The sequence below is a fragment of the Actinoplanes awajinensis subsp. mycoplanecinus genome (genome assembly GCF_001509495.1).
Lineage (GTDB): Bacteria > Actinomycetota > Actinomycetes > Mycobacteriales > Micromonosporaceae > Actinoplanes > Actinoplanes palleronii.
In genome coordinates this window covers 39,857-61,957 of the sequence record NZ_LLZH01000121.1, presented here as the reverse complement: position 1 = coordinate 61,957, position 22,101 = coordinate 39,857, and the positions used below count along the sequence as shown (strand labels likewise).

23 protein-coding genes are annotated in these 22,101 nt (G+C 70.2%); 13 read left to right on the top strand and 10 right to left on the bottom strand.

Features of this window, described 5'->3' with window-relative positions; all coding sequences use genetic code 11:
* Positions 1–290: 290 nt before the first annotated feature.
* From ADL15_RS15480 to soxR, 3 genes are all read right to left on the bottom strand, one after another.
* Positions 291–1,292, bottom strand: coding sequence for a hypothetical protein (locus tag ADL15_RS15480; protein ID WP_157441377.1), 1,002 nt, complete (start codon positions 1,290–1,292; stop codon positions 291–293).
* 107 nt (positions 1,293–1,399) lie between these two features.
* Positions 1,400–2,404 carry a PKD domain-containing protein gene (locus ADL15_RS15475; protein ID WP_067690476.1) on the bottom strand — a complete coding sequence of 335 codons (1,005 nt, stop codon included), beginning with the start codon at positions 2,402–2,404 and terminating at the stop codon, positions 1,400–1,402.
* A gap of 43 nt (positions 2,405–2,447) precedes the next feature.
* The gene (gene soxR, locus ADL15_RS15470) at positions 2,448–2,891 is read right to left on the bottom strand and encodes a redox-sensitive transcriptional activator SoxR (protein WP_067690473.1); all 444 of its coding nucleotides are present in this window, start codon (positions 2,889–2,891) and stop codon (positions 2,448–2,450) included.
* 47 nt (positions 2,892–2,938) lie between these two features.
* On the opposite strand from soxR, the gene ADL15_RS15465 reads away from it, so the two are divergent.
* Positions 2,939–3,589 carry a thiamine pyrophosphate-dependent enzyme gene (locus ADL15_RS15465; RefSeq protein WP_067690471.1) on the top strand — a complete coding sequence of 217 codons (651 nt, stop codon included), beginning with the start codon at positions 2,939–2,941 and terminating at the stop codon, positions 3,587–3,589.
* Positions 3,590–3,595: 6 nt separating this feature from the next.
* Positions 3,596–4,474, top strand: a complete 879-nt coding sequence (locus tag ADL15_RS15460; RefSeq protein WP_067690468.1) for a transketolase family protein — start codon at positions 3,596–3,598, stop codon at positions 4,472–4,474.
* Here the strand turns inward: ADL15_RS15460 and ADL15_RS15455 are convergent.
* Complete coding sequence (locus ADL15_RS15455) at positions 4,457–4,879, bottom strand: hypothetical protein (protein WP_067690465.1); 423 nt, start codon at positions 4,877–4,879, stop codon at positions 4,457–4,459. The two genes, ADL15_RS15460 and ADL15_RS15455, sit on opposite strands and share 18 nt — an antisense overlap.
* Before the next feature lie 87 nt (positions 4,880–4,966).
* On the opposite strand from ADL15_RS15455, the gene ADL15_RS15450 reads away from it, so the two are divergent.
* Positions 4,967–5,368 (top strand): PH domain-containing protein, encoded by a 402-nt coding sequence (locus ADL15_RS15450; RefSeq protein WP_067690462.1) that lies wholly within the window; start codon positions 4,967–4,969, stop codon positions 5,366–5,368.
* A gap of 334 nt (positions 5,369–5,702) precedes the next feature.
* On the opposite strand, the gene ADL15_RS15445 is transcribed toward ADL15_RS15450, so the two are convergent.
* Complete coding sequence (locus ADL15_RS15445) at positions 5,703–6,614, bottom strand: rhomboid family intramembrane serine protease (protein WP_067690460.1); 912 nt, start codon at positions 6,612–6,614, stop codon at positions 5,703–5,705.
* Positions 6,615–6,636: 22 nt separating this feature from the next.
* Complete coding sequence (locus ADL15_RS15440) at positions 6,637–7,176, bottom strand: peptidylprolyl isomerase (protein ID WP_067690458.1); 540 nt, start codon at positions 7,174–7,176, stop codon at positions 6,637–6,639.
* 132 nt (positions 7,177–7,308) lie between these two features.
* Between ADL15_RS15440 and ADL15_RS15435 the strand changes: the two genes are divergently transcribed.
* Positions 7,309–7,911, top strand: coding sequence for a hypothetical protein (locus ADL15_RS15435; RefSeq protein ID WP_083971312.1), 603 nt, complete (start codon positions 7,309–7,311; stop codon positions 7,909–7,911).
* Positions 7,912–7,929: 18 nt separating this feature from the next.
* On the opposite strand, the gene ADL15_RS15430 is transcribed toward ADL15_RS15435, so the two are convergent.
* From ADL15_RS15430 to ADL15_RS15420, 3 genes are all read right to left on the bottom strand, one after another.
* A complete protein-coding gene (locus tag ADL15_RS15430) occupies positions 7,930–8,913 on the bottom strand; it encodes a type VII secretion protein EccB (RefSeq protein WP_067690454.1) in 984 nt (327 codons plus the stop codon).
* Between the two features lie 61 nt (positions 8,914–8,974).
* Positions 8,975–10,102, bottom strand: coding sequence for a magnesium and cobalt transport protein CorA (locus tag ADL15_RS15425; RefSeq protein ID WP_067690452.1), 1,128 nt, complete (start codon positions 10,100–10,102; stop codon positions 8,975–8,977).
* Positions 10,103–10,305: 203 nt separating this feature from the next.
* A complete protein-coding gene (locus ADL15_RS15420; protein ID WP_067690449.1) occupies positions 10,306–11,400 on the bottom strand; it encodes an aminotransferase-like domain-containing protein in 1,095 nt (364 codons plus the stop codon).
* Between the two features lie 148 nt (positions 11,401–11,548).
* Here ADL15_RS15420 and ADL15_RS15415 point away from each other — a divergent pair, with 148 nt between their 5' ends.
* From ADL15_RS15415 to ADL15_RS15405, 3 genes are read left to right on the top strand one after another with little or no spacing between them, the layout of a single operon-like run.
* Positions 11,549–12,280 carry a phosphocholine cytidylyltransferase family protein gene (locus tag ADL15_RS15415; RefSeq protein ID WP_067690446.1) on the top strand — a complete coding sequence of 244 codons (732 nt, stop codon included), beginning with the start codon at positions 11,549–11,551 and terminating at the stop codon, positions 12,278–12,280.
* Positions 12,268–13,329: an iron-containing alcohol dehydrogenase family protein gene (locus tag ADL15_RS15410; RefSeq protein ID WP_067690443.1), complete on the top strand. Its 1,062-nt coding sequence runs from the start codon at positions 12,268–12,270 to the stop codon at positions 13,327–13,329. The genes ADL15_RS15415 and ADL15_RS15410 overlap by 13 nt, the downstream gene beginning before the upstream one ends.
* Positions 13,304–14,035, top strand: a complete 732-nt coding sequence (locus tag ADL15_RS15405; protein ID WP_067690440.1) for a CDP-alcohol phosphatidyltransferase family protein — start codon at positions 13,304–13,306, stop codon at positions 14,033–14,035. Before ADL15_RS15410 ends, ADL15_RS15405 begins: the two co-directional genes overlap by 26 nt.
* Before the next feature lie 129 nt (positions 14,036–14,164).
* On the opposite strand, the gene ADL15_RS15400 is transcribed toward ADL15_RS15405, so the two are convergent.
* Positions 14,165–15,337, bottom strand: a complete 1,173-nt coding sequence (locus ADL15_RS15400; RefSeq protein ID WP_067690437.1) for a glycosyltransferase — start codon at positions 15,335–15,337, stop codon at positions 14,165–14,167.
* Between the two features lie 24 nt (positions 15,338–15,361).
* On the opposite strand from ADL15_RS15400, the gene ADL15_RS15395 reads away from it, so the two are divergent.
* From ADL15_RS15395 to ADL15_RS15370, 6 genes are all read left to right on the top strand, one after another.
* The gene (locus tag ADL15_RS15395) at positions 15,362–16,225 is read left to right on the top strand and encodes an Fpg/Nei family DNA glycosylase (RefSeq protein WP_067690430.1); all 864 of its coding nucleotides are present in this window, start codon (positions 15,362–15,364) and stop codon (positions 16,223–16,225) included.
* Between the two features lie 178 nt (positions 16,226–16,403).
* The gene (locus ADL15_RS15390; protein ID WP_067690427.1) at positions 16,404–17,996 is read left to right on the top strand and encodes a sugar transferase; all 1,593 of its coding nucleotides are present in this window, start codon (positions 16,404–16,406) and stop codon (positions 17,994–17,996) included.
* A 207-nt stretch (positions 17,997–18,203) separates the two neighbouring features.
* Positions 18,204–19,397, top strand: a complete 1,194-nt coding sequence (locus ADL15_RS15385) for a sensor histidine kinase (protein WP_067690421.1) — start codon at positions 18,204–18,206, stop codon at positions 19,395–19,397.
* On the top strand, positions 19,394–20,146 hold the full coding sequence (locus ADL15_RS15380; RefSeq protein WP_067690419.1) for a LytR/AlgR family response regulator transcription factor: 753 nt from the start codon (positions 19,394–19,396) through the stop codon (positions 20,144–20,146). The genes ADL15_RS15385 and ADL15_RS15380 overlap by 4 nt, the downstream gene beginning before the upstream one ends.
* 201 nt (positions 20,147–20,347) lie before the next feature.
* Positions 20,348–21,043 carry a response regulator transcription factor gene (locus ADL15_RS15375; protein ID WP_067690417.1) on the top strand — a complete coding sequence of 232 codons (696 nt, stop codon included), beginning with the start codon at positions 20,348–20,350 and terminating at the stop codon, positions 21,041–21,043.
* Positions 21,044–21,054: 11 nt separating this feature from the next.
* Positions 21,055–22,092, top strand: coding sequence for a HAMP domain-containing sensor histidine kinase (locus ADL15_RS15370; protein WP_067690942.1), 1,038 nt, complete (start codon positions 21,055–21,057; stop codon positions 22,090–22,092).
* Positions 22,093–22,101: the final 9 nt, after the last annotated feature.

The following is a 22,101-nucleotide window of genomic DNA, read 5'->3' as shown; positions in this document are numbered from 1 at the left end:
TGTACGAACGCAGGACGGCGGGGGTTCTCTGTGTGAGATCTCGAGTCTGGCTCGATCTCGCTCGTCGCGGCAAATCCGCGGCAAATCCGCGGCAACGGCCGGGAGCGCAGCCCACGATGCGGATGCTGCCAGGTCACGGCTGGCTGGTGTCGCGTAGGTCACTCGGGTTCGCACCGAACTTGTCCCGGACCTCGCTCGTGAGGGCCTCTCGCTGCTCCGGGGTCAACTCCGCTGAGTCCCCGAACAGCAGAAAGGCCCGGCTCGCGCCGGGCCTTTCGTCACGCTGAGGGTCAGCGGGTCAGCTTGACCTGCTTGCTCTTGCCGTACGACGCGTTGCCGACCTTGTCGACCGCGGCGTAACCGATGATCAGGTAGCCCTTCTTCGGGGTGGCGATCTTCACCGACCACTTACCGGCCTTGACCGTGGCGTACAGCAGCTTGGACTTGTTCACGCTGCCCTTGACCCACTTCTTGCCGTTGAAGTAGTACTGCGTGGTGCCGCGCACCTGGCCGACCACGATCGCCACCCGGTATGCCCCGGCGCCCTTGTCGGCGGCGGTGCCCCGGATGGTCTTCCAGGACGCGACCCGGTTCGCCTTCGCCGGGTTCGTGACCTTCACGGTCGGGTTCGTGTAGTCGAGCTTGACGTTCACCGTGCCGAGGGCCAGCGGCGACGAGTAACCGGCGCTGTTGAACAGCTCGGCGGTCACCCGGTGCGTGCCGCTGTACGCGAACCGGTGCGACACCGACTTGGTGCCCCGGGCGACCACGCTGTACTTGCCGTCGTCCCAGCCGATCCGGACCTTGGTGGCGCCGGCCGGCACCCCGGCGAGCGACACGCTGACCGGCAGCGTCCCGGACGGCCCGCTCCAGGTGCTGCGGGTGCTGAGCTTGTACGTGCCGGTCACCTTCGCCACGGTGACCTTGCTGGCGCCGGCGAACGTGCCGACGGTGTCGCCGTCGAGGTCGTTCAGCGCGACCGAGACCTGGTACGCCCCGGCCGACGGGTAGTTGTGCCCGGCGGTCAGCTCGTTCGCGGACAGGTAGCTGGTCGTCCCGTCGCCCCAGCTCACGATCTTGCTGAGCAGGCGGTCGTCCTCGTTGTCGGTCAGCGAGGTCTGCGTCACCGTCACGGACTGTCCGGTGTAGATGCTGGTGAAGTTCAGGCGGTACGAGCCCTGGGCGGGCGCGCCGGCGGCGTGCGCGGGCTGCGCGATCAGGCCGGCGGAGAGGGCGGCGCCGAGACCGGCAGCCAGCACAGTGGACAGCCGTCGAGGCTGAGTGAGACGCATGGATCCCCCGGGAGGCGGGCCGGGCGAGTGGTCAGCCCGGCGCGGAAATCGATCAAACCGAGGATCAACATACGCACCGGGCGCAAACCCGCCTACCGGGTTTTCAGTCAGCTTTTGAGCGTCACCTTCTTGCCGTCCGGCAGATAGGTGTTGCCCACCTTGTCGCGGGCCCCGGTCCAGATCACCAGGGTGCCCTTCGTCGGGGCGGCGGCCGGCTTGAACGACCACGTGCCGCTGGAGCCGGCGCGGACCACGATCGGCTCGGCCTTCTGGACCGAGCCCTTCACCCACTTCTTGCCGTTGAAGTAGTACTGCGTCTTGCCGCGCACCTGACCCAGCCCGATCACCGCGATGTCCAGGCCGGACGCCTTGTCACCGGCGGTGCCGTGGAGGGTCCGCCAGGACGACGCCTTCGAGGACTTGGCCGGCGTCGCGATCGTTACGAACGGGCGCACCGTGTCCGACTTCACCGCGATGGTGCCGACCGCCAGCGGTGACGAGTCGCCGTTCGTGTTGGCCAGCGTCACGGTCACCGTGCGGGTGCCGGACCCGGAGTAGGTGTGCACGGCCCGGAGGCCGGTCCGGGCGACCTCGCTGGTGCTGCCGTCGCCCCAGCCGATCTTCACGGTGGTCACCGCGGCCGGGACGCCGCTCAGCGAGAGGCCGCTGAGCTGCGTGCCGGCCGGCCCGCTCCAGACCGATGGGGCCAGGATCTTGTACGTCCCGCCGACCTTCGCCACGGTCACCGTGTCCACGCCGGAGAACGTCCCGGTGCTGTCACCGTCCGTGTCCGTGATCGCGACCTGGACCCGGTACGCGCCAGCGGCCGCGTACTGGTGCTTGAGGCTGGTGCCGTCGCCCATCGTGACGGACGTGCCGTCACCCCAGTCGACCAGCCGGTTCTGCACCGAGTCGTCCTCGTTGCCGGAGAGCGAGAGCTGGTTCAGGGTGACCGACTGCCCGGCGAACACGCTCGTGGCGCCGAGTTGGTAGACGCCCTGGGCCGCAGCTCCGGCGGCCTGCGCCGGGTGCACCGCCAGCCCGGCGGAGAGCAGCGCTCCCAGCCCGGAGGCGAACAGTGCGGAGTAGCGGCGAGGTCGGGTGGCAAGCATGGATCTCCCTGACGGGTGGTCGACGAAGTCACCCGAAGATCGGTCAGTCCTCCGGCGGGTTGAGGATCATCTGAGGACCGGTGCCGCGCGTCGCCAGCTGGTCCCGGGGGTTTATCAGGTTGCACCGCTGCAGTGACAGGCAGCCGCACCCGATGCAGCCGGTGAGCTGGTCCCGCAGCCGCTCCATCATCGCGATCCGCTCGTCCAGCCGGTGCCGCCAACGGCTGGAGAGCCGGGACCAGTCGGCCTTGGTCGGCGTCCGGTTCTCCGGCAGCTCGGCGAGCGCCTCCCGGATCTCTTCGAGGGACACCCCGACCTGCTGGGCGATCTTGATGAACGCGATCCGGCGCAGATCGGCCCGCTCGTAGCGCCGCTGATTGCCGCCGGTCCGGGCCGCGTGCAGCAGGCCCTCCCGCTCGTAGTAGCGCAACGCGGACGCCGCCACCCCGCTGCGAGCGGCCATGTCCCCGATGGTCAGGGTCTCCATCCGGTCCCCTTGAGTTGAAGTGCACTTCAAGTTGCAGCCTATCCAACATGACCGTCACGACACTGCGCCGTCTCACCGGCGACCAGAAGCACGCGCCGAGCGCTCACTCCACCCTGGACGTGATCCGGGTGCTCTACGAGCGGGTGCTCCGGATCACTCCGGAGACCGCCGACGATCCGGACCGGGACCGGTTCCTGCTCTCCAAGGGGCACGGGCCGGCCGCGTACTACGCGGTGCTCGCCGACCGCGGCTTCATCCCGGACGGCTGGCTGGACCGGATGGGCGAGTGGCACAGCCGGCTCGGCACCCACCCGGACCGGGTGCTGATCCCCGGCGTCGAGGCCGGCACCGGGTCGCTGGGGCACGGGCTGGGGCTCGCCGTCGGGGTGGCGCTCGGCCTGCGGGCACAGGGATATGCGCAGACGCGCACGTTCGTGCTGCTCGGCGACGCGGAGCTGGACGAGGGGTCGAACCACGAGGCGATCGCGTACGCCGCGGCGATCCAGCTGCCGCTGACCGCCATCGTGATCGACAACCAGTCCGCGACACACGGGTGGCCCGGCGGGATCCCGGCGCGGTTCCCGGGCTGGTCGGTGTCGATGGTGGACGGGCACGACCACGACGAGATCGAGCACGGCCTGCAGGTCCGCTCCGGCCGGCCGCACCTGGTCGTCGCCGCGGTCGAGAAGAAGGGCTGACCGGACATGCGTGAGACGTTCATCGCCACCACCACCGCGCTGCTCGACGAGGATCCGCGGACCGCGCTGGTGCTCGCCGACATCTCCGCCGACGCGTTCGGCCCGGCGCTGCGCCGGCACCCCGATCGGGCGCTCAACGTGGGCATCCGGGAGCAGCTGATGGTCGGCGTGGCCGGTGGGCTGGCGCTCACCGGGATGCGGCCCTACCTGCACTCGTACGCCCCGTTCCTGATCGACCGGGCGTACGAGCAGATCAAGCTGGACCTCGGGCACCAGGACACCGGCGCGGTGCTGGTCAGCATCGGCGGCTCGTACGACGCGGCCGGCGCGGGCTACACGCACCAGTCGCCGGGTGACGTCGCCCTGCTCGACACGCTGGACGGCTGGACCGTGCAGGTGCCCGGACATCGCGACGAGGTGCCGGCCATGCTGCGCGCGGCGGCCCGGCACGACGACCGGGTCTACCTGCGTCTGGTCGAGCAGGAGAACAGCCGGGCGTACCCCGACGCCGGGAAGCTGCGGGTACTCAAGCGGGGCGGGCCGCTGGTGCTGGCGGTCGGGCCGATGCTCGACCCGGTGCTGGCCGCGACCCGGGACATGGACGTGACGGTGGCGTACACCAACACGCCGCGCCCGCTGGACACCGAAGGACTGCGGCTGCTCACCGAGGCTGAGGTCGTGGTGGTCGAGCCGTACCTGGCCGGCACGTCGGCGCGGCTGGTCAGCGAGGCGCTGAACGGGCTGCCACACCGGTCGCTGCACCTCGGCGTCGGACGGGCCGAGGTCCGCAACTACGGAACGTGGCGGGACCATGCCCGCGTGCACGGCCTCGACGAGGCCGGACTGCGCCGATCGCTGCAGGACTTCCTAGGCACTGGGGCGTAGGAACACGTCGCGCAGGACACCCTCGAAGCGCCACACCGCGGCGGTGTCCGGGAACTTCATCCGGAACCGTTCGCGGACGCCGTCCACCGCGGTGGCGGCGAACTCCAGCGCCGGGCGGCTCAGATCGGGGCGCCAGGTGACGTTGCTGAGGTGGCGCAGGTTCGCGTTCAGGTGCAGCCGGAGCCGGTGCAGCACCGGGGTCTGCTGGATCACCACGAGGCGGCGACGGGTGAGCAGCAACAGATGGTCGCCGGCGAGGGGCGCCTCCGGCCGCTGACAGTGGGTCACCAGAACGGCGTCGTCGTCGGCATCGACGCAACGCTCCACGATCGGTTGGTGGCGGCTGGGGATGGCGACGCCGGCATCGGTGGCGGCGAGGTGGAACGTACGCGAGATCACGTCCATGACCTCTTAACGGGAGATGAACAGCGCAGGCAGCGGCCTGAGCTGCTGAATAAGGAATTACATCGGTAGGGCTGCCATAGTGTCCCCATGCAGTGGCGAGTCAAGCCGGTCCTGCCGGTCACCAAGCTGATGGGCGCGGTCGCCGTGGTCGTGCTGGCCGTCGCGTTCGCCCCCGGTGACCCGGTCCGCTGGGCACTCGCCGCGCTGATCAGTTCCGGACTGGCCCTCTGGGCGCTGCGCGACGTCCTGGTCCCGGTCCGCCTCGCCGCCGACCCCGACGGGATCACCGTGGTCACCGGATTCGCCCGCCGCCGGCGCCTGCCCTGGTCGGCCGTGGAGCGCGTCCGGGTCGACCGCACGGTCCGCCGCGGCCTGCGCAGCGAGCTGCTGGAGATCGACGCCGGCGACGCGATCTACCTGTTCGGCGCCCACGAGCTCGGCGCCCTCCCCGACGACGTCGCCACGGAGCTGTCCACACTCCAGGCATAAACCCTATTTGGTACGAATATGGAGCGCTCGTCCGCAGGCTACAAGCCACGTCCCGCCCGTGAGGCCGGCGCGAGGTGGCGGCTACTCCCGACCCAGGCGCGGCTCGGGGTCCCGGCTGGGCCTCAGGGGTGTCTCCGCGCTGCGGAGACACCCCTGAGAGCCAGCCAAAGTCGGGAGGCGCGCCGCGGCCGGGAGTGGGCGCGGTCTCGCGCGAGACCATCACGGGACGCGGCTCGTAGCCTGCGGACGGGGAGTCATAGTTCGTACCGAAAAAGGGCCTGAAGCCACAGCGGCCTTGCGCCGGACCGCATGGGTCGGATGTTGCGGCGGACCGCTACGTCAGGATCTGGTGGGTGCGGAGGATTGCCGTGGCCAGGAGGATGGCGAGGATCAGGGCGCAGCCGATGACCTGCTTGGCGGTGCGGTTCGGGAGTTTGGCGTAGGCCAGGACGAACGCTGCGGCCGCGCCGCCCGCGAGGCCGCCCAGGTGACCCTCGATCGAGATGCCGGGGACGCCGAACGTGAAGAGCAGGTTCGTCACCAGCAGCGGCACCAGCGAGCTGGTGTCCAGCATCAGCCGCCGGTTCACGATGATGATCGCGATGACCAGGCCGAACGTGGCGGTCGAGGCGCCCGCGGCGGCCTGCGCGGCGGGCTGGAAGGTATAGGCCGCGACGTTGCCGGCGAGACCGCCGAGCAGGTAGAGCGCGGCGAAGCGGGCCGGGCCGAAGCGCAACTCCAGATACGACCCGATCTGGTGCAGCAGCGACATGTTCAGCGCCAGGTGCACCACGCCGTAGTGCAGGAACATCGCGGTGACCAGGCGGTACCACTGGCCCTCGGCGATGCCGGCGACGCTGCCGTCGGTGTAGAACGCCCGGCCGATCACCTCGCCGGCGTTGGTGAGCGGAGTGGGCGCACCCATCAGGTTGAAGAATCCGCCGGCGCCGGCGATCGCACGCGGCCCGCCCACGATCACCGAAGCGATCATGACGAGGACGTTGATCCCGATGATGGTCTTCACGGCGTACCCGGCGCGGCCAGCGGCAAGGCTCCCGCCGAAGGCGTTGAGCGCTCGCCGCTGGTTACGCCGTCCCTCTTTGACGCAGTCCGGGCAGTGGAAGCCGATCGGCGCGTCGTTCATGCAGTTGGTACAGATCGGCTTCTCGCACCGGCTGCAGCGCAGCAGGGTCTCCTGGTTCGGATGCCGATAACACACCGTCGCCGTGGAGGGAGCCTCACTCATGGCACAAAGGTACCGTGAGTGCTCAGGCGCCCTTGGCGCCCGCCCGCTCGATCTCTACCCGCTCGATCACAACGTCCTCGCGCGGCTTGTCGCCGGGACCGGTCGAGGTGGTCGCGATCGAGTCCACGACCTTCGCCGACTGCTCGTCCGCGACCTGGCCGAAGATGGTGTGCCGACGGTTCAGGTGCGGGGTCGCGCCGACCGTGATGAAGAACTGCGAGCCGTTGGTGCCGGGGCCCGCGTTCGCCATCGCCAGCAGGTACGGCCGGTCGAAGGAGAGCTCCGGGTGGAACTCGTCACCGAACTGGAAGCCCGGGCCGCCCCGGCCGGTGCCGGTCGGGTCGCCCATCTGGACCATGAAGCCGCTGATCACGCGGTGCGAGATGGTGCCGTCGTAGTACGGTCCGCTGCCCGGCTGACCGGTGCGCGGGTCCGTGTAAGCCTTCGTGCCCTCGGCGAGTTCGACGAAGTTGCGGACGGTCTGCGGGGCGTGGTCCGGGAACAGCTGGAGCCGGATCGGACCATGGTTGGTGTGCAGGGTGGCGTAAATCGTCTCGGCCACGGGTACTCCCGTCTGCGAAGTTCGGAAAATGTTCTCGTCAGGTCGGATCCTCCCCCATGTGTCTGATCCGGCCGCGCGGGGGTACCCGAGAAGGCAACATGAGCTGGGAACAGACCACAGGAGGTGGCACTGATGTTCGCAACGATGCGCCGTAAGCGCCGGAGTGCGCAGATGCGTGACGAGCTCGGTCAGAGCGTGGATCACTTCAAGCGCGCCGCTTCGCTTGCCGCTCTGGAGACCAGCGCGACCGTCGGCCCCAGGTTCAACGCCGCGGTCGAGCGGGTCCAGCCGGTGGCCGGTAAGGCGAAGGACACGGCGTCGCAGAGCTGGGACAGTGCCCTCGCGGCGCTGACCCCGCTGGTCACGGCCGCGACCGACAACGTCCGGCAGGCCGGCAAGACGACCAAGAAGATCTCCAAGAAGGAGATCAAGGCGCAGCGCAAGCGGGCCGAGAAGCTGCAGGCCCGCGCCGAGAAGGCGCTCGGCCGCAAGAAGAGCAACCGCGGCGGCAAGCTCGCCGGGTACGCCCTGCTCGGCACGGCTGTCGGTGTCGGCGCCGCCTGGTACGTCAAGCGTCGCAACCAGGCGCAGTGGGAGGAGTACGACGCGGCGCCCAGCCCGACCACGGTCACCGGCGCGGACGACGCGGCGTTCGAGCCCCTCGAGCCGACCGTCTACACGTCGGCCAACGGCACCTCGGCCGACCCGATCGGCAAGACCGACCCGCTGAAGTAATCCGTCAGTGGTGTCTGCTCAGTGCCGGCGGGCCCGTTCCGGATCCAGGAGCGGGCCGGCCGGCAGCAGCGCCACCAGCTCGGCAGGCACCGGCACCGGGCGTACGTCCGGGTAGCCGAGTGTGACCAGCAACTCCCGGCTCGCCAATGGATAGGCGCGCCCCTCGTCGGTGACCACCTGGACCGCACCGGTCGGTGACGTCACCACGGCACCGTGGCCGCGAGGCACGTACACCGGGGTACCCGACGGCACCGCCGGGTTCAGCCGCACGCTCGCCGGCCCGTCCGCCGGGCGGGTGACACACGCCCGTACCGGAGGATCCGCGAACGCGGGCACCGGCGGGCTGATCAGATCCGGTCCGGCCGGCACCGCGTCGATCCACGCAGCCGCGACCGGCCAGGCAGTCCCGCGCATCGCGCTGTCCACCCGGGACCGTCGGCCGTCGTGCACCAGGAACGTCCGACCGGCCGGGTCCCGCACCAGCAGCGCCCGGTCGGTGACCGGCGGCCCGTCCGGGGTGAACCCGACCAGCAGCGTGCTCGCGCCGTTCTCGGTGCAGACCGTCCAGGCGCCGCCGAGCAGGTTCCCCGCCGCCGGGAGCGCGTCCGGCGCGTCCGGAATGCCCAGCGTCGCACCCAGTGGAACCTCGGCCAGCCGCGCCGCCGTGACAGTTTTCACACCCGGTCTCGGGCCGGCCGCCAGCAGCAGACCGGACGTGTAGTTGAGCACCGGGTGCAGGCGGCGGTCGGACTCCAGGTAGACGTACCGCGCGCCGGTGCGCCGGTCCAGCAGCACCGCGGACGGATCGGTGGGTTCGGCGAGTCCTGTGCCGGCTCCGCTGAGCATCCCGTATCCGGCCAGGACGCCGGCGGTGAGCGCGGCGAGCAGCACCCCGGTCAGCGCCACCGCACCGGCACGCCGCAGCGGCGGCCGGCTCGGGTCCGCGTCGTGCGCGATGAGCGCCCCGGTCAGCCGTTCGAGCGCGAACCGCTCCGACGACATCCGGTCATTTTATCGGCTCCGGTCGATCTTCTGGCGCGCCGGACGGCGGGCGGAAGGGCGCTCAGAGCCAGCCGTTGCGCCGGAAAGCGCGGTAGAGCACCACCGTGATCAGCGAGAGGATCGCGACCAGCCCCGGATAGCCGAACCGCCAGGTGGTCTCCGGCATGTAGTCGAAGTTCATCCCGTAGACCCCGGCCGCGGCGGTCCACACGGTGGCGATACCGGCCCAGGCGGCGATCTTGCGCATGTCGTTGTTCTGGTCCACCGTCACCTGGGCCAGGCGCGCCTGCAGGATCGAGTTGAGCAGGTCGTCGTACGACGCGACCTGCTCGACCGTACGGGTCAGGTGGTCCTGCACGTCCCGGAAGTACCGGCGGATCTCCTTGGGCACCACACCCTGGCTCGCGATGATCCCGGAGAGCGGGCGCTGCAGCGGCACCACCGCGCGGCGGAACTCCACGAGCTCCCGCTTGAGCTGGTAGACCTGCTGGATCGGCGCGCTGCGATCGCGGGAGAAGACACCCTCCTCGATCAGGTCCAGGTCCGCCTCGACCTGCTCGGCGACCACGAGGTAGTGGTCGACCACCCGGTCGGTCACCGCGTAGGCCACCGCCCACGGGCCCTGCTGCAGCAACGCCGCGCGCTGCTTCTCCAGGTCGGCGCGCACCGGGGACATCTCCGAGGCGTCACCGTGCCGGACAGTGATCACGAACTTGTCGGCAATGAAGATCATCATCTGGCCGGTCTCGACCACCTGGGAGCTCTCGGTCAGCTCCTGGTGCGGCACGTACCGCGCGGTCCGCAGGACCAGGAAGTGCACCTCGCCGAACTGTTCCAGCTTCGGCCGCTGCTCGGCCTTGACCGCGTCCTCCACGGCCAGCTCGTGCAGCCCGTAGGTGTGCGCGATGTCGGCCATCTCCAGCTCGGACGGCTCGTGCAGGCCGAGCCAGACGAACGCGTCGTCGCGCCGGCTCACCTCGTCGAAGGCCTGGTCCGGGGAGAAGTCACCGGCGATCCGCTCGCCACCGACGTACACCGCGCAGTCGACCACCGAGGTGCCGGGCGTACCCGGTTCGCCGGCGTCCTCAGGTGTCTCGGCGGAGCCGAGGAAGCGGTTCATCGCCCGGGCCGCCCACGCCTTGGACAACGGCCGGCCTCGGCTCCACGCGCCGTTCTCACGGTCGCTCATGCCAACCTCCCCCGGGTGACCCGACAAACCAACCGAGGCTACTTCCTCGGTGCCCGGTCGCACCGGGAGGGAGTGCCGGAGAGCGTGCCGGAAGAGTTACGACCGGGCGGGCCGCCGCTTGTCGGCGGGGGGTCTGACGCGCGGGGCCCACCCGGGCATGCCGTATCAGTTACCCGACCGGCCCGGGTGGAAACCAGCGACTTTCAGCCGCGTACTTCGTCAATGGCCTCGGCGAGCCGCCGGACACCCTCGTCGATCTGCTCGACGGTGACCGCCGAATACGCCAGACGCACCGAGTTGTGGCCGCCCTCGAGCAGGAAGTCGCTGCCCTTGACGATCGCGACGCCCTTCTTCATGGCCGCCGGGAACAGCTTGTCCACGTTGACGTCGGCCGGCAGGTCGACCCAGAGGAAATACCCGCCGTCCGGCTCGGTGAAGGTGGCGCCGGGGATGTGCTTGCGGATCGACTCGGCGAGGCGGGTGGCCCGCTCGCCCAGCGCCGCGCTGACCGTCCGGACCGACTTCTCGATGTCACCGGAGACGCAGAACTGGTGCACGATCGCCTCGGACACCATGCCCGGGGAGATGTAGAGGTTGGTGGCCTTCTTGGCGATCGCGTCGATCAGCGCGGCCGGGCCGACCAGGTAACCGACCCGGACACCGGGGCAGACCGTCTTGGTGAAGCTGGAGGCGTGCACCACCAGGTTGTTCGAGTCCAGCGAGAGCATCGACGGCAGCGGCTCGCCGCGGAACCGGATGTCCACGTACGGGTCGTCCTCGAAGATGAGGAACTCGTACTGCTCGGCGAGGGCCAGCAGCGCGTGCCGCTTCTCCTCGGAGAGCGTGAGGCCGGCCGGGTTCTGGTAGTTCGGGATGATGTGCGCCAGCTTCGGGCGGATCCCGGACTCCAGCAGGGCGCGCAGCTCGTCGACGTCGATGCCGTCCGGCCGCAGCGTCACCTGGTGCACGGTGGCGCCGAGGTTCTGCAGGTTGAGCAGGGTGCGGTCGTAGGTGGGCTTCTCCACGATCACGTCGTCGCCGGGCTGCACCAGGTGGCCGAAGAGGAACGCGTCGGCCTGCAGTGAGCCGTTGGTCACGATGACCTGATCCGGCGACACGCCGTGCTTGTCCGCGATCCACTTGCGCAGCGGGAGATAACCGACGGACGTGCCGTAAGCGGTCACGCCGGCCGGATCGGCGTCGAAGGCGCGGATGGCGGCGGCCTTCAGGCCCTCAACGTCGACGATGTCCAGCGACGGAGCACCACGGGCGAACGAGATGAGCTGCTCAGCGGTCATGGTGCCAGCTTAGAAGCAGCCTCTACCCGTTTTTCCCGGTGGCCCGCCAGTGTCCACCTCTCGGTCGCCCTGCGCGAAGTCCGGGGAAAGGTGAACGGTAGGTATCCTTCCGGGGCACACCTCTCTCTTCGTTGGAAGGATCCACCCCATGATCGGTCTGGTGCTTGCCGCCGGCGCCGGGCGCAGGTTGCGCCCGTACACGGACACGCTGCCGAAGGCGCTCGTCCCGGTGGACGGGGAGACCACGATCATGGATATCTCCCTGCGCAACCTCGCCGCAGCCGGCCTGACCGACGTGACCATCGTCGTCGGGTACTGCGCGAGCGCGGTGGAGGAGCGGGTCGACGCCTTCCAGAAGAAGTACGGCGTGAAGATCTCCCTGGTGCACAACGACAAGGCCGAGGAGTGGAACAACGCCTACTCGCTCTGGCTGGCCCGGGACCACTTCGCCAAGGGCGCGCTGATGGTCAACGGCGACACCGTGCACCCGGTCGCCGTCGAGGAGATCCTGCTCGCCAAGCGCGGGCCGAGCATCCTGCTCGCCATCGACAATGTGAAGAAGCTGGCTGACGAGGAGATGAAGACCGTCTTCAATGAAGATGGCCAGCTCACCAAAATCACGAAGCTGATGGAGCCGGCCGAGGCATTCGGCGAGTACATCGGCGCCAACATCATCGAGGCGACCGCCGCGGCCGCGCTGGCCGACGCGCTGAAGACGACCTGGGAGCGCAACCCCGACCTGTACTACGAGGACGGCTTCCAGGAGTTCGCGAACCGCGGCGGCGAGGTCCGCGCGGCGACCATCGGCGAGCTGCCCTGGGTCGAGGTCGACAACCACGAGGACCTGGCGAAGGCCCGGGACATCGCATGCCGCTACTAGCTCGTAGCGTCCAGACCCCGCTGCACATCGACGTGCGGCGGGGCGCGGTCGCGGACCTCGGCCGGATCCTCGCGGACGGCCGCATCTCGGCCGGCGGGGACGTGGCCGTGGTGGTCGGTCCCGGGATCGGCGAGCAGATCGTCGACCTGCTGCGCCCGTCGCTGCAGTCGGCGAGCGTCTACGTCACCACCGGTGGCACCCTGGACGCCGCTCTGGAGCTGGCCGACAAGCTGCGCTCCGGGCACTTCGACGCGGTGGTCGGCATCGGCGGCGGCAAGACGGTGGACACCGCGAAGTACGCCGCCAGCCGCTGGGGCCTGCCGATGGTCTCGGTCGCCACCAGCCTGGCCAACGACGGCATCGCCTCACCGGTGGCCAGCCTGATCAACGACGGGATCAAGGGCTCGTACGGGGTGCACATCCCGTTCGGCGTCATCGTCGACCTGGACTTCGTGGAGAACGGGCCGGAGCGGGTCAACCGGGCCGGCATCGGCGACGTGATCAGCAACATCAGCGCGCTGGCCGACTGGGAGCTGGGCCGTCAGGTCCGCGGCGAGCCGGTCGACGGGCTGGCCGCCTCGCTGTCCCGGATGGGCGCCGAGGCCGTGCTGAGCATGCCCGGCGACATGTCCGACGACGCGTTCGTCACCGTGCTGGCCGAGGCGCTGATCTCCAGTGGCCTGGCGATGGCGGTCTGCGGCAGCAGCCGGCCGTCCAGCGGTGGTTGTCACGAGATCATGCACGCCATCGACTCGCTCTACCCGGACACCGCCTCGCACGGCGAGCTGGCCGGCCTGGGCGCGCTGTTCTGCACGTTCCTGCGCGGCGACCAGCGCCGGTTCGAGCAGATGGCCGACTGCCTGGCCCGGCACCAGCTGCCGCGTACGCCGGGTGACGTCGGCCTGACCGCCGAGCAGTTCGTGCGGGCCGTCGAGTTCGCCCCCCGGACCCGCCCGGACCGCTACACGATCCTCGAACATCTGGCGATGTCGCCGGACGAGACCCAGCAGAGACTGGACGCGTATGAGCTCGCCGTCGCGGCCCGCTGAGCCCGGGCGGGTGCCCACCGCCGCCGACTACTACGCGGTCAACCGGGGTGGTGGCCTGTTCAGCGAGGCGATCAGCCAGCGGATCGGCTCCCGGCTCTCGGTCTTCGCGTTCAAGAACAAGCTCAGCCCGACCGTGATGACCGTCGGCAACCTGGGCATCGGCTGCCTCACCTCGTTCGTGGTGATCGCAGCGGCCGGCCCGGTCGCCGACGGCAACGGGTTCGGCTGGCTGGTCGGCCTGATCGCGCTGGTCGGCTGGCAGCTGGCGTACGCGTTCGACTGCTCCGACGGCCAGCTGGCCCGGGTGACCGGCCAGACCAGCGCGGCCGGCGGGCGGCTCGACGTGCTCTGCGACGTGGCCGTGCAGTCCGCCCTAGTCGCCGCGCTGGCCTCGGTCGCCAAGGCGCAGGAGCCGGACACCCCGGCGTGGCTGCTCGCCGCGTTCGCGGCCACCTGGATGGTCAACCTGGTCACCTCGGTGATGCAGCACGGCGATCAGGCGTCCAGCATGCTGAGCAGCACGTCGTTGCCGGTCCGGGCGGTCAAGCTGGTCCGGGACTACGGCGCGGTGATCGCGCTGGCCGGGGTGCTGCTGACCGTGGCGCCGCAGTGGACCGTGTGGTTCGTCGCGCTGTTCACCCTGATCAACGCGGGCTTCCTGGCCGCGAGCATCGCCTTCACCGGCCGCACCGCCCTACGAGGCTAAAACCCACGAGCGTGTGAAGTTTCGGTGCGGAGCGCACCGAAACTTCACACACAACCGCGCTGCCCACCGGGCGTGGGGAGTTTGGGCGCGGAGCGCACCAAAAGTTCACACACAACCGCGCTGCCCGCTTCACGTGCGAGCTGCGGCCATCCCGGCGTAGATGTCGATCAGGCGCTTGGTCAGCACGTCCGGGTGGAAGTGCCGCAGATACCGCTCCCGCGCGCCCACCGCCATCGCCATCGCACCGGCCCGCGCCACCGGCAGCGCCGCGGCCAGCGCGGAGACCTCCGGCGCCGCCAGCCACCCGGCCGCCTCCGGACCGTCCCCGATCAGGTACGGCACCCCGCCCACCGCGGTGCCGAGCACCGGCCGCCCGGACGCCATCGCCTCGAGGATCACCGTCGGCAGCACGTCCTCCCAGGTCGGCACGGCCACCACCACGGCCGCCGCCTGCCGGGCCGCGGTCATCCCGGCCCGGTCCAGCGGACCGAGATAGGTCACGTCGCTCCGGTCCGCGGCGGCCTGCTCGGCCAGATGCCGCAACTCACCGTCGCCGGCGATCCGCAGCGGGCCGAGCGACCCGTCCGGATGCTGCCTCCAGGCGTCCAGCAGCAGGCCGAGGCCCTTCTCCGCGGAGAGCCGGGCGCCGTAGAGGAAACCGTCGCCGAGCGGCTCCGGCTGTCCCGGGTCGGGCAGGCCGTTCGGCTTGATCACGATGCGCTCGGCCGGGATGCCGTAGCTGATCAGGTGCGCGGCGATCTTGTCGGTGAGCGCGATGTAGCGCTCCACCGAGCGCCAGGTCGGCCGGTGCACGGCCAGCGTGGTCGCCATGATCGCGCTCTGCGCCGCCGAGCCGCGGTAGCACTTGTTCGTGATCGCCGGCCAGCCGAGCACCTTGCCGCGGCAGTCGTGGCAGTTGTGCCCGTCCCGGAAGTACAGCCCGGACGAGCAGACCTGCCGGTAGTTGTGCACGGTCTGCACCACCGGGATCTGGTAGCGGTGTGCGGTCCGGATCACTCGGGGCGACAGGAGCGGGTACGGGTTGTGCAGGTGCAGGACATCCGGTCGCTCGGTCTCGATCAGCGCGGCGAGATCGCGCTGCGCGGTGACCCCGAGCATCGGCGAGACCGGCAGCAGCGCCTTCTGCGCCACCGACATCCCCTCGATCGAGTCGGAGCTCCGTTGGAAAGGGACGACTGACAAGCCCGCTGCACGCAGCTGCTCGATCTCAGTGTCGACGATGACGTTCTCCCCGGAGGGAATCGCCTCGCGATACCGGTTGTGTGCTACCACCACCTTCACGCTCGCAAACGCTACCGTGAGGGTGTGCCCGAACTCCCCGAGGTCGAGGCGCTCGCTGCCTACCTGCGTGAGCGTGCGGTCGGCCACACCGTGCAGCGCTTCGAGGTCTCCTCGTTCAGCGCGTTGAAGACGTATGAGCCGGCGCCCTCGGCGCTGGCCGGTCTGCCGATCGTTTCCGCCGGTCGGCACGGCAAGTTCCTGGACATCGGCATCGGGCCCGAGGTGCATCTGGTGGTGCACCTGGCCCGGGCCGGCTGGCTGCACTACCGCGACGCGTTCAAGTCGCCGGCCCCGCTCAAGCCGGGCAGCGGACCGATCGCGATCCGGCTGCGGCTCGACGACGGGTCCGGTTTCGACCTGACCGAGGCCGGGACGCAGAAGTCGCTGGCGGCGTACCTGGTCCGCGACCCGGCGACCGAGGTGCCCGGCGTGGCCCGGCTCGGTCCGGACGCCCTGGCGGTCAGCCGCGACGAGTTCGCCGCCCGGCTGAAACTGCGCAACGGCCAGGTCAAGGGGGTGCTCGTCGACCAGGAGGTGCTGGCCGGGATCGGCAACGCGTATTCCGACGAGATCCTGCACGTGGCGAAGATGTCGCCCTTCGCACTCACCCAGAAACTCACCGACGAGCAAATCACCACGTTGTACGAAGCGATGCGCGAAGTGGAGACCGACGCCGTGCAACGCTCCGTCGGCCAGCGTGCCGCCGAGCTCAAGGGCGAGAAGCGGGCCGGTATGCGGGTGCACGCCCGCACCGGTCTACCGTGTCCGGTTTGCGGGGACACCGTGCGCGAGGTCTCGTTCGCCGACAAGAGCCTGCAATATTGCGCTACCTGTCAGACCGGCGGAAAACCGCTCGCGGATCGTCGCCTGTCCAAGTTGGTGCGGTGAAGACCGCGATCGTTCGATTACGCATCGCGACGGTAAGGATTGCTATCACAACGTCACCTTCTCTCCGGCCGATCCATCGGTATAGTGGCCCGGTCCCTGGGAACCGTTGGTACGCGAACGGGTATCCGCGGACCTGCCGACCGTCCCGAGGTCGTGGCGGTGCGTAATCTTTTTCCGGATGCGGGAGGACGTAGGCGAAGTGACGACTAGCCTGCACCGCCCAACGACCGACAGCAGCCGGAGTAAACCCGTGGGGTACGACAGCTTCGAGTGGCCGGCACAACAGCAGCCACCGAGCAACGGAGTCCCGCGTTCCGCGTGGACCCGCCAGCACCGCCGGATCTCCCGGTGGCATCGGCCGTACACCGCGGTCCTGATCGTCCTGGACCTGCTCTCCACCCTCGCGGCCAGCATGATCGCCGACGCCTTCATCGAGAAGTCGAAGAGCGGCTTCCTCGACAAGAGCTGGTGGTTCCTGCAGGGGACGGACCTGTTCGGCTTCTTCGCCTACCTCGTCCTGCCGCTCGGCTGGGTCTTCCTGCTCTGGACCAGCGGCAGCTACGACCGCCGCTACCTGGGTCTGGGCAGCGAGGAGTTCAAGCGGGTGGTGCGCACCTCGGTCACCGTGGTCGCCGCCGTCTCGCTGCTGTCGTTCGCCACCAAGACCGACCTGTCCCGCGCGACGGTCGGCCTGGTGTCGCTGAGCTCGCTGCTGCTGATCCTGTTCGGCCGGGTCTTCGCCCGGCAGGTCCTGCACATCTCCCGGCGGCGCACCGGCCACGGCGCGCACCGGATGATCCTGGTCGGCACGCTGCCCGAGGCGCTCGAGGTCTACACCGCGGTCACCCGCAGCCCGGCCGCCGGCCTGATCCCGGTCGCTATCCACATCACCGACGGCTACGCGGCGGCCCGCGGCATCGAGACCCCGGTCCCGGTCTTCGCCGGCCGTGACGTGCTCGCCCTGGTCCGTGAGTTCAGCGCGGACACGCTCGCGGTCTGCGGTTCGGCCAGCGCCGAGCCCGGCGAGCTGCGCCGGCTGGCCTGGCAGCTCGAAGGCACCGGCGTCGACCTGGTGGTCGCCCCGCAGCTCACCGACATCGCCGGCCCGCGCGTGCACATCCGCCCGATCGAGGGCCTGCCGCTGCTGCACGTCGAGGAGCCCACCCTCTCCGGCCCCGGCTGGCTGATCAAGAACCTGCTCGACCGGGTGGTGGCCGGCCTCGGCCTGCTGCTGATCAGCCCGATCCTGGGGCTGATCGCGCTCGGCATCCGGCTCTCCGACCCGGGCCCGGTCTTCTTCCGGCAGACCCGCGTCGGGCACGACGGCCGCACGTTCAAGGTCTGGAAGTTCCGGACCATGTACATCGACGCCGAGGAACGCAAGGCCACGCTCGAGGAGCTCAACGAGTCCGACGGCATGATGTTCAAGATGAAGGAAGATCCCCGGATCTTCCCGTTCGGCAGCAAGCTGCGCGCCACCTCGCTGGACGAGCTGCCCCAGCTGGTCAACGTCCTCAAGGGCGAGATGTCGCTGGTCGGCCCGCGCCCGCTGCCCGCCGACGACGGCGACTACCTGGGCGACGTCCGCCGCCGTCTGCTGGTCCGCCCGGGCATCACCGGCCTGTGGCAGGTGTCCGGCCGCTCGGACCTGTCCTGGGACGAGGCAGTCCGCCTGGACCTCTACTACGTCGACAACTGGTCGCTGACCTACGACCTGAGCATCCTGTGGCGCACGATCTGGGTGGTCCTCCGCCGCAAGGGCGCCTACTAAAACCTTCAAGGTCAAAATCAGAAGATCGATGTCGTGCGTCCGCTGGTGTACAGATCGTCGCTCCCGCCGGGACCCCTGCGGGCTTCGCTGGCCGCTGGCGCGTCCATGACGCGAAACCCTCCGGGGCGACGTCCGCGGGTGGGCACGGTCAGACCTGTCGATCTATGAGCTCTGCCGACGGTGCGGTGAAACCCATAGGCTCTGGCGATGGCCGGACAGATCGGTAGTGTGCTGGCGGTTCTCGCCGTGCTGGCGGCGCTGGCCGCCGCCGTCGTGGCCGTGCTGCGGCTGCGGGCCCGGCGCGGGATCGCCACCACCATGCAGCGCGCCACCTACGACGTGCTGCACACCGCGTCGCTGGCCGCCGAGCCGCTGCGGGCCGGGCTGACCCCGGCCACCGCGGCCAAGGCCGTGCGGCATCTGCGCACCCTGGTGGGCGCGGTCGGCCTCGGTCTGGACGACGGCGAGAAATGCCTGGCGTACGACGGTCGCGGCGGCCACCACGCGGAGCAGCTGACCGCCGCCGCGCAGCGGGCCCTGACCGGCCGGCGTTCGATCGTGCTGACCGCTTCCGATCTGCCCTGCGACCGGGTCGACTGCGTGGTCCGCGGCGCGGTGGTGGCCCCGCTGTCCGGCCCGGACGGCGCGGCGGTGGCCGCCCTGGTCGCGGTCGCCGACGACCATCCGGCACCGGGCCTGGTGCAGGCCACCCTGGAGGCGGCTCGCTGGGCCGGTTCCCAGGTCGCGCTCGCCGAGCTGGAGTCGTCCCGGGAGCGGCTGGCCCGGGCCGAGGTGCGTGCGCTGCGCGCGCAGATCAGCCCGCACTTCATCTACAACGCGCTGACCGCGATCGCCTCGTTCATCCGTACCGACCCGGAGCGCGCCCGCGAGCTGATCCTGGAGTTCGCCGAGTTCACCAGGTACTCGTTCCGCACCCACGGCGAGTTCACCACGCTCGCCGAGGAGCTGCGCTCGATCGACCGCTACCTGACCATCGAGCGGGCCCGGTTCGGCGACCGCCTGCAGGTCCGGTTGCTGATCGCGCCGGAGGTGCTGCCGGTCGGCCTGCCGTTCCTCTGCCTGCAGCCGCTGGTGGAGAACGCGGTCCGGCACGGGCTGTCCCGCAAACCCGGCGTCGGTATGGTGAGCATCGAAGCTCGTGATGCCGGCGCCGAATGCCACATCACGGTCGAGGACGACGGTGTCGGCATGGATCCGTCAGTTTTCGGCCTGGACAGTTCCGACAACGAGGACGGCCAGCACGTCGGCCTGGTCAATGTGGACGAACGCCTCCGGTCGGTCTTCGGCGACCATCACGGGCTGGTCGTCGAGACCGCCCCCGGCGCGGGGACGAAGGTGAGCATGCGAGTGCCGAAGTTCCATCCCCAGGTGCGGGCATGACCCTCGTCGTGCTCGCCGTCGACGACGAGCCACCTGCCCTGGACGAGCTGGCCTACCTGCTGAACGCGGACGGCCGGGTGGCGTACGTGCACCGGGCCGGCGACGCCACCGAGGCGTTGCGGGTGCTCCGGGACACCGAGGTGGACGCGGTCTTCCTGGACATCCGGATGCCCGGCCTGGACGGCATGGAACTGGCCCGGATCCTGCGCCGCTTCGCGCATCCCCCGGCGATCGTCTTCGTCACCGCGTACGACGACGGCGCGGTGGACGCCTTCGACCTGGGTGTCACCGACTACGTCCGCAAGCCGGTCCGGGCCGAGCGCCTGGGCGAGTCGCTGCGCCGGGTCGCCGGGCTGCGCTCCACCCCGATGCCGGCGGCCGGCTCTGCCGGTGCCGGCGTCGACGAGCAGGCCATCCCGGTCGAGCTGGCCGGCACCACCCGGATGCTGCCGCGGTCCTCGGTCCGCTGGGTGGAGGCGCAGGGCGACTACGCCCGGCTGCACACCGCGGACGCCTCCCACCTGGTCCGGGTCTCGCTCGCCACGCTCGCCGAGAGCTGGGCGAACGCCGGTTTCGCCCGGATCCACCGCTCCTACCTGGTGCAGTTGCGCCTGGTCACCGAGTTGCGGCTGACCGGTTCCGGCTATGTGGTGGCGGTCGACGGCGTGGAGCTGCCGGTCAGCCGGCGGCACACCCGGGAGCTGAAGGACCGCCTGATCCGGGCCGCCAAGCACGACTGGACCCGCTAATCCACACGCTTATCCACAACCCCACCGAGTTCTCCACAGAGTTATCCACAGGCAGCCGGGGATAACTCATCTCCACAGTTCGTTCACAACTCCACCTCCAGCCCTCCTTCAGCGGTTTATAAGCTGCTGACCACGCGGGCGGCCGGTGAGTCACGGGGGCGCACCGGCCGCGGCCGCGGCGATCGGTGAGGGAGTGCAGGCGTGGAGACGACGACCGAGCGGCGAGTTCTCGTCGTCGAGGACGAGCGGGCCATCGCCGACGCGGTGGCGGCCCGGCTGCGGGCCGAGGGCTTCCTGGTGCAGGTCGTCGGGGACGGGCCGAGCGCGGTCGAGGCCGCCCGGCACACCCCGCCGGACGTGATCGTCCTCGACATCATGCTGCCCGGCTTCGACGGTCTCGAGGTCTGCCGCCGGATCCAGGCCGAACGTCCGGTCCCGGTGCTGATGCTGACCGCCCGTGGCGACGAGACCGACCTGCTGGTCGGCCTCGCGGTCGGCGCCGACGACTACATGGCCAAGCCGTTCTCGATGCGCGAGCTGGCCGCCCGGGTGCACGCCCTGCTGCGCCGGGTCAACAAGACCGCGGCGATCCCGAAGCCCGGCCCGCCCACGCTGCGGTTCGGCGACCTGGAGATCAATCAGGCGGAGCGCCGGGTGCTCCGGGGCGGCGCCGAGAAGCACCTCACCCCGACCGAGTTCGACCTGCTCGTGCACCTGGCCCGGACGCCGCGCACGGTGCTGCCCCGGGAGCGGCTGATGGCCGAGGTGTGGGGCTGGGCGGACGCCTCCGGCACCCGTACCGTCGACAGCCACATCAAGGGCCTGCGCCGCAAGCTGGGCGCGGATCTGATCCGCACGGTGCACGGCGTCGGGTACGCGTTGGAAGTCGACCGATGATCGGCCGGGTGATGCAGGTCGTGCACGACGTGGCGGCCCACCTGTTCCGCTGGCTGCCCCGCCCGCTCGACCCGGTGCGCTCGATCAAGGCGAAGCTCTCGCTGGCGCTGGGCTTCGCCGGCGGCATCGGCCTGCTGGTCTTCCTGTGGAGCATCGACTTCTACCGGGTGGACGTGCTCTGGATCGGCATCGCGGCCGCTCTCGGGCTGGCCACGCTGCAGGTGATGGCACACGGAGCGACGATTCCGCTGCGCGAGATGACGGTCGCGGCCGGCGCCATGGCCCGCGGCGACTACACCCGCCGGATCCGGACCCGGTCACAGGACGAGGTCGGCGAGCTGGCCCAGGCCTTCAACCAGATGGCCGCCGACCTGGAGGCCGCCGACCGGCAGCGCCGCGAGCTGATCGCGAACGTCTCGCACGAGCTGCGTACGCCGATCACCGCCCTCCGCGGCCTGCTGGAGAACATCGTCGACGGGGTGGCCGACACCGACCCGCAGACCATGCACACCGCGCTGAGCCAGACCGAACGGCTCAGCCGCCTGGTCGCCGACCTGCTCGACCTGTCCCGTTTGGACGCCGGTGTGGTGCCGATGCGCCGTGAACTGATCAACGTGCCGGAGTTCCTGGACGAGGTGGTCCGGGAGGCGAAGGTCAACGCCGACGGCATCGGGCAGGACGTCCGGTTCGAGGTGTCCGCGCCGGCGCTGGTGCTGCCCGCCGACCGCGAGCGACTGCACCAGGTGTTCGCGAACCTGCTGGACAACGCGACCCGGCACAGCCCGCCCGGCGGCCTGGTCACGCTGCGCGCCGAGCGCCGCGACGAGCAGGTGCTGTTCGCCGTCGCCGACCAGGGCGCCGGCATCCCGGCGGCGGATCGGGAACGGGTCTTCGAACGCTTCACCCGGGGTGAGCGGCCGACCGGCGGCGGCACCGGGTTGGGCCTGGCCATCGCCCGCTGGGTGGTGCAGCTCCACAACGGAACGATCGCCGTGGTCGAGCCGACCGAGCGCCGCGGCTGCCACATCCACGTACGTCTCCCCCTCTAACAAGACGAG

Excerpts from the sequence above, each read along its gene's own strand:
- ADL15_RS15480 (WP_157441377.1), bottom strand. The coding sequence starts at position 1,292 with ATGCGTCTCACTCAGCCTCGACGGCTGTCCACTGTGCTGGCTGCCGGT.
- ADL15_RS15475 (WP_067690476.1), bottom strand. The coding sequence starts at position 2,404 with ATGCTTGCCACCCGACCTCGCCGCTACTCCGCACTGTTCGCCTCCGGG.
- soxR (WP_067690473.1), bottom strand. The coding sequence starts at position 2,891 with ATGGAGACCCTGACCATCGGGGACATGGCCGCTCGCAGCGGGGTGGCG.
- ADL15_RS15465 (WP_067690471.1), top strand. The coding sequence starts at position 2,939 with ATGACCGTCACGACACTGCGCCGTCTCACCGGCGACCAGAAGCACGCG.
- ADL15_RS15460 (WP_067690468.1), top strand. The coding sequence starts at position 3,596 with ATGCGTGAGACGTTCATCGCCACCACCACCGCGCTGCTCGACGAGGAT.
- ADL15_RS15455 (WP_067690465.1), bottom strand. The coding sequence starts at position 4,879 with ATGGACGTGATCTCGCGTACGTTCCACCTCGCCGCCACCGATGCCGGC.
- ADL15_RS15450 (WP_067690462.1), top strand. The coding sequence starts at position 4,967 with ATGCAGTGGCGAGTCAAGCCGGTCCTGCCGGTCACCAAGCTGATGGGC.
- ADL15_RS15445 (WP_067690460.1), bottom strand. The coding sequence starts at position 6,614 with ATGAGTGAGGCTCCCTCCACGGCGACGGTGTGTTATCGGCATCCGAAC.
- ADL15_RS15435 (WP_083971312.1), top strand. The coding sequence starts at position 7,309 with ATGTTCGCAACGATGCGCCGTAAGCGCCGGAGTGCGCAGATGCGTGAC.
- ADL15_RS15430 (WP_067690454.1), bottom strand. The coding sequence starts at position 8,913 with ATGTCGTCGGAGCGGTTCGCGCTCGAACGGCTGACCGGGGCGCTCATC.
- ADL15_RS15425 (WP_067690452.1), bottom strand. The coding sequence starts at position 10,102 with ATGAGCGACCGTGAGAACGGCGCGTGGAGCCGAGGCCGGCCGTTGTCC.
- ADL15_RS15420 (WP_067690449.1), bottom strand. The coding sequence starts at position 11,400 with ATGACCGCTGAGCAGCTCATCTCGTTCGCCCGTGGTGCTCCGTCGCTG.
- ADL15_RS15415 (WP_067690446.1), top strand. The coding sequence starts at position 11,549 with ATGATCGGTCTGGTGCTTGCCGCCGGCGCCGGGCGCAGGTTGCGCCCG.
- ADL15_RS15410 (WP_067690443.1), top strand. The coding sequence starts at position 12,268 with ATGCCGCTACTAGCTCGTAGCGTCCAGACCCCGCTGCACATCGACGTG.
- ADL15_RS15405 (WP_067690440.1), top strand. The coding sequence starts at position 13,304 with ATGAGCTCGCCGTCGCGGCCCGCTGAGCCCGGGCGGGTGCCCACCGCC.
- ADL15_RS15390 (WP_067690427.1), top strand. The coding sequence starts at position 16,404 with ATGCGGGAGGACGTAGGCGAAGTGACGACTAGCCTGCACCGCCCAACG.
- ADL15_RS15385 (WP_067690421.1), top strand. The coding sequence starts at position 18,204 with ATGGCCGGACAGATCGGTAGTGTGCTGGCGGTTCTCGCCGTGCTGGCG.
- ADL15_RS15380 (WP_067690419.1), top strand. The coding sequence starts at position 19,394 with ATGACCCTCGTCGTGCTCGCCGTCGACGACGAGCCACCTGCCCTGGAC.
- ADL15_RS15370 (WP_067690942.1), top strand. The coding sequence starts at position 21,055 with ATGCAGGTCGTGCACGACGTGGCGGCCCACCTGTTCCGCTGGCTGCCC.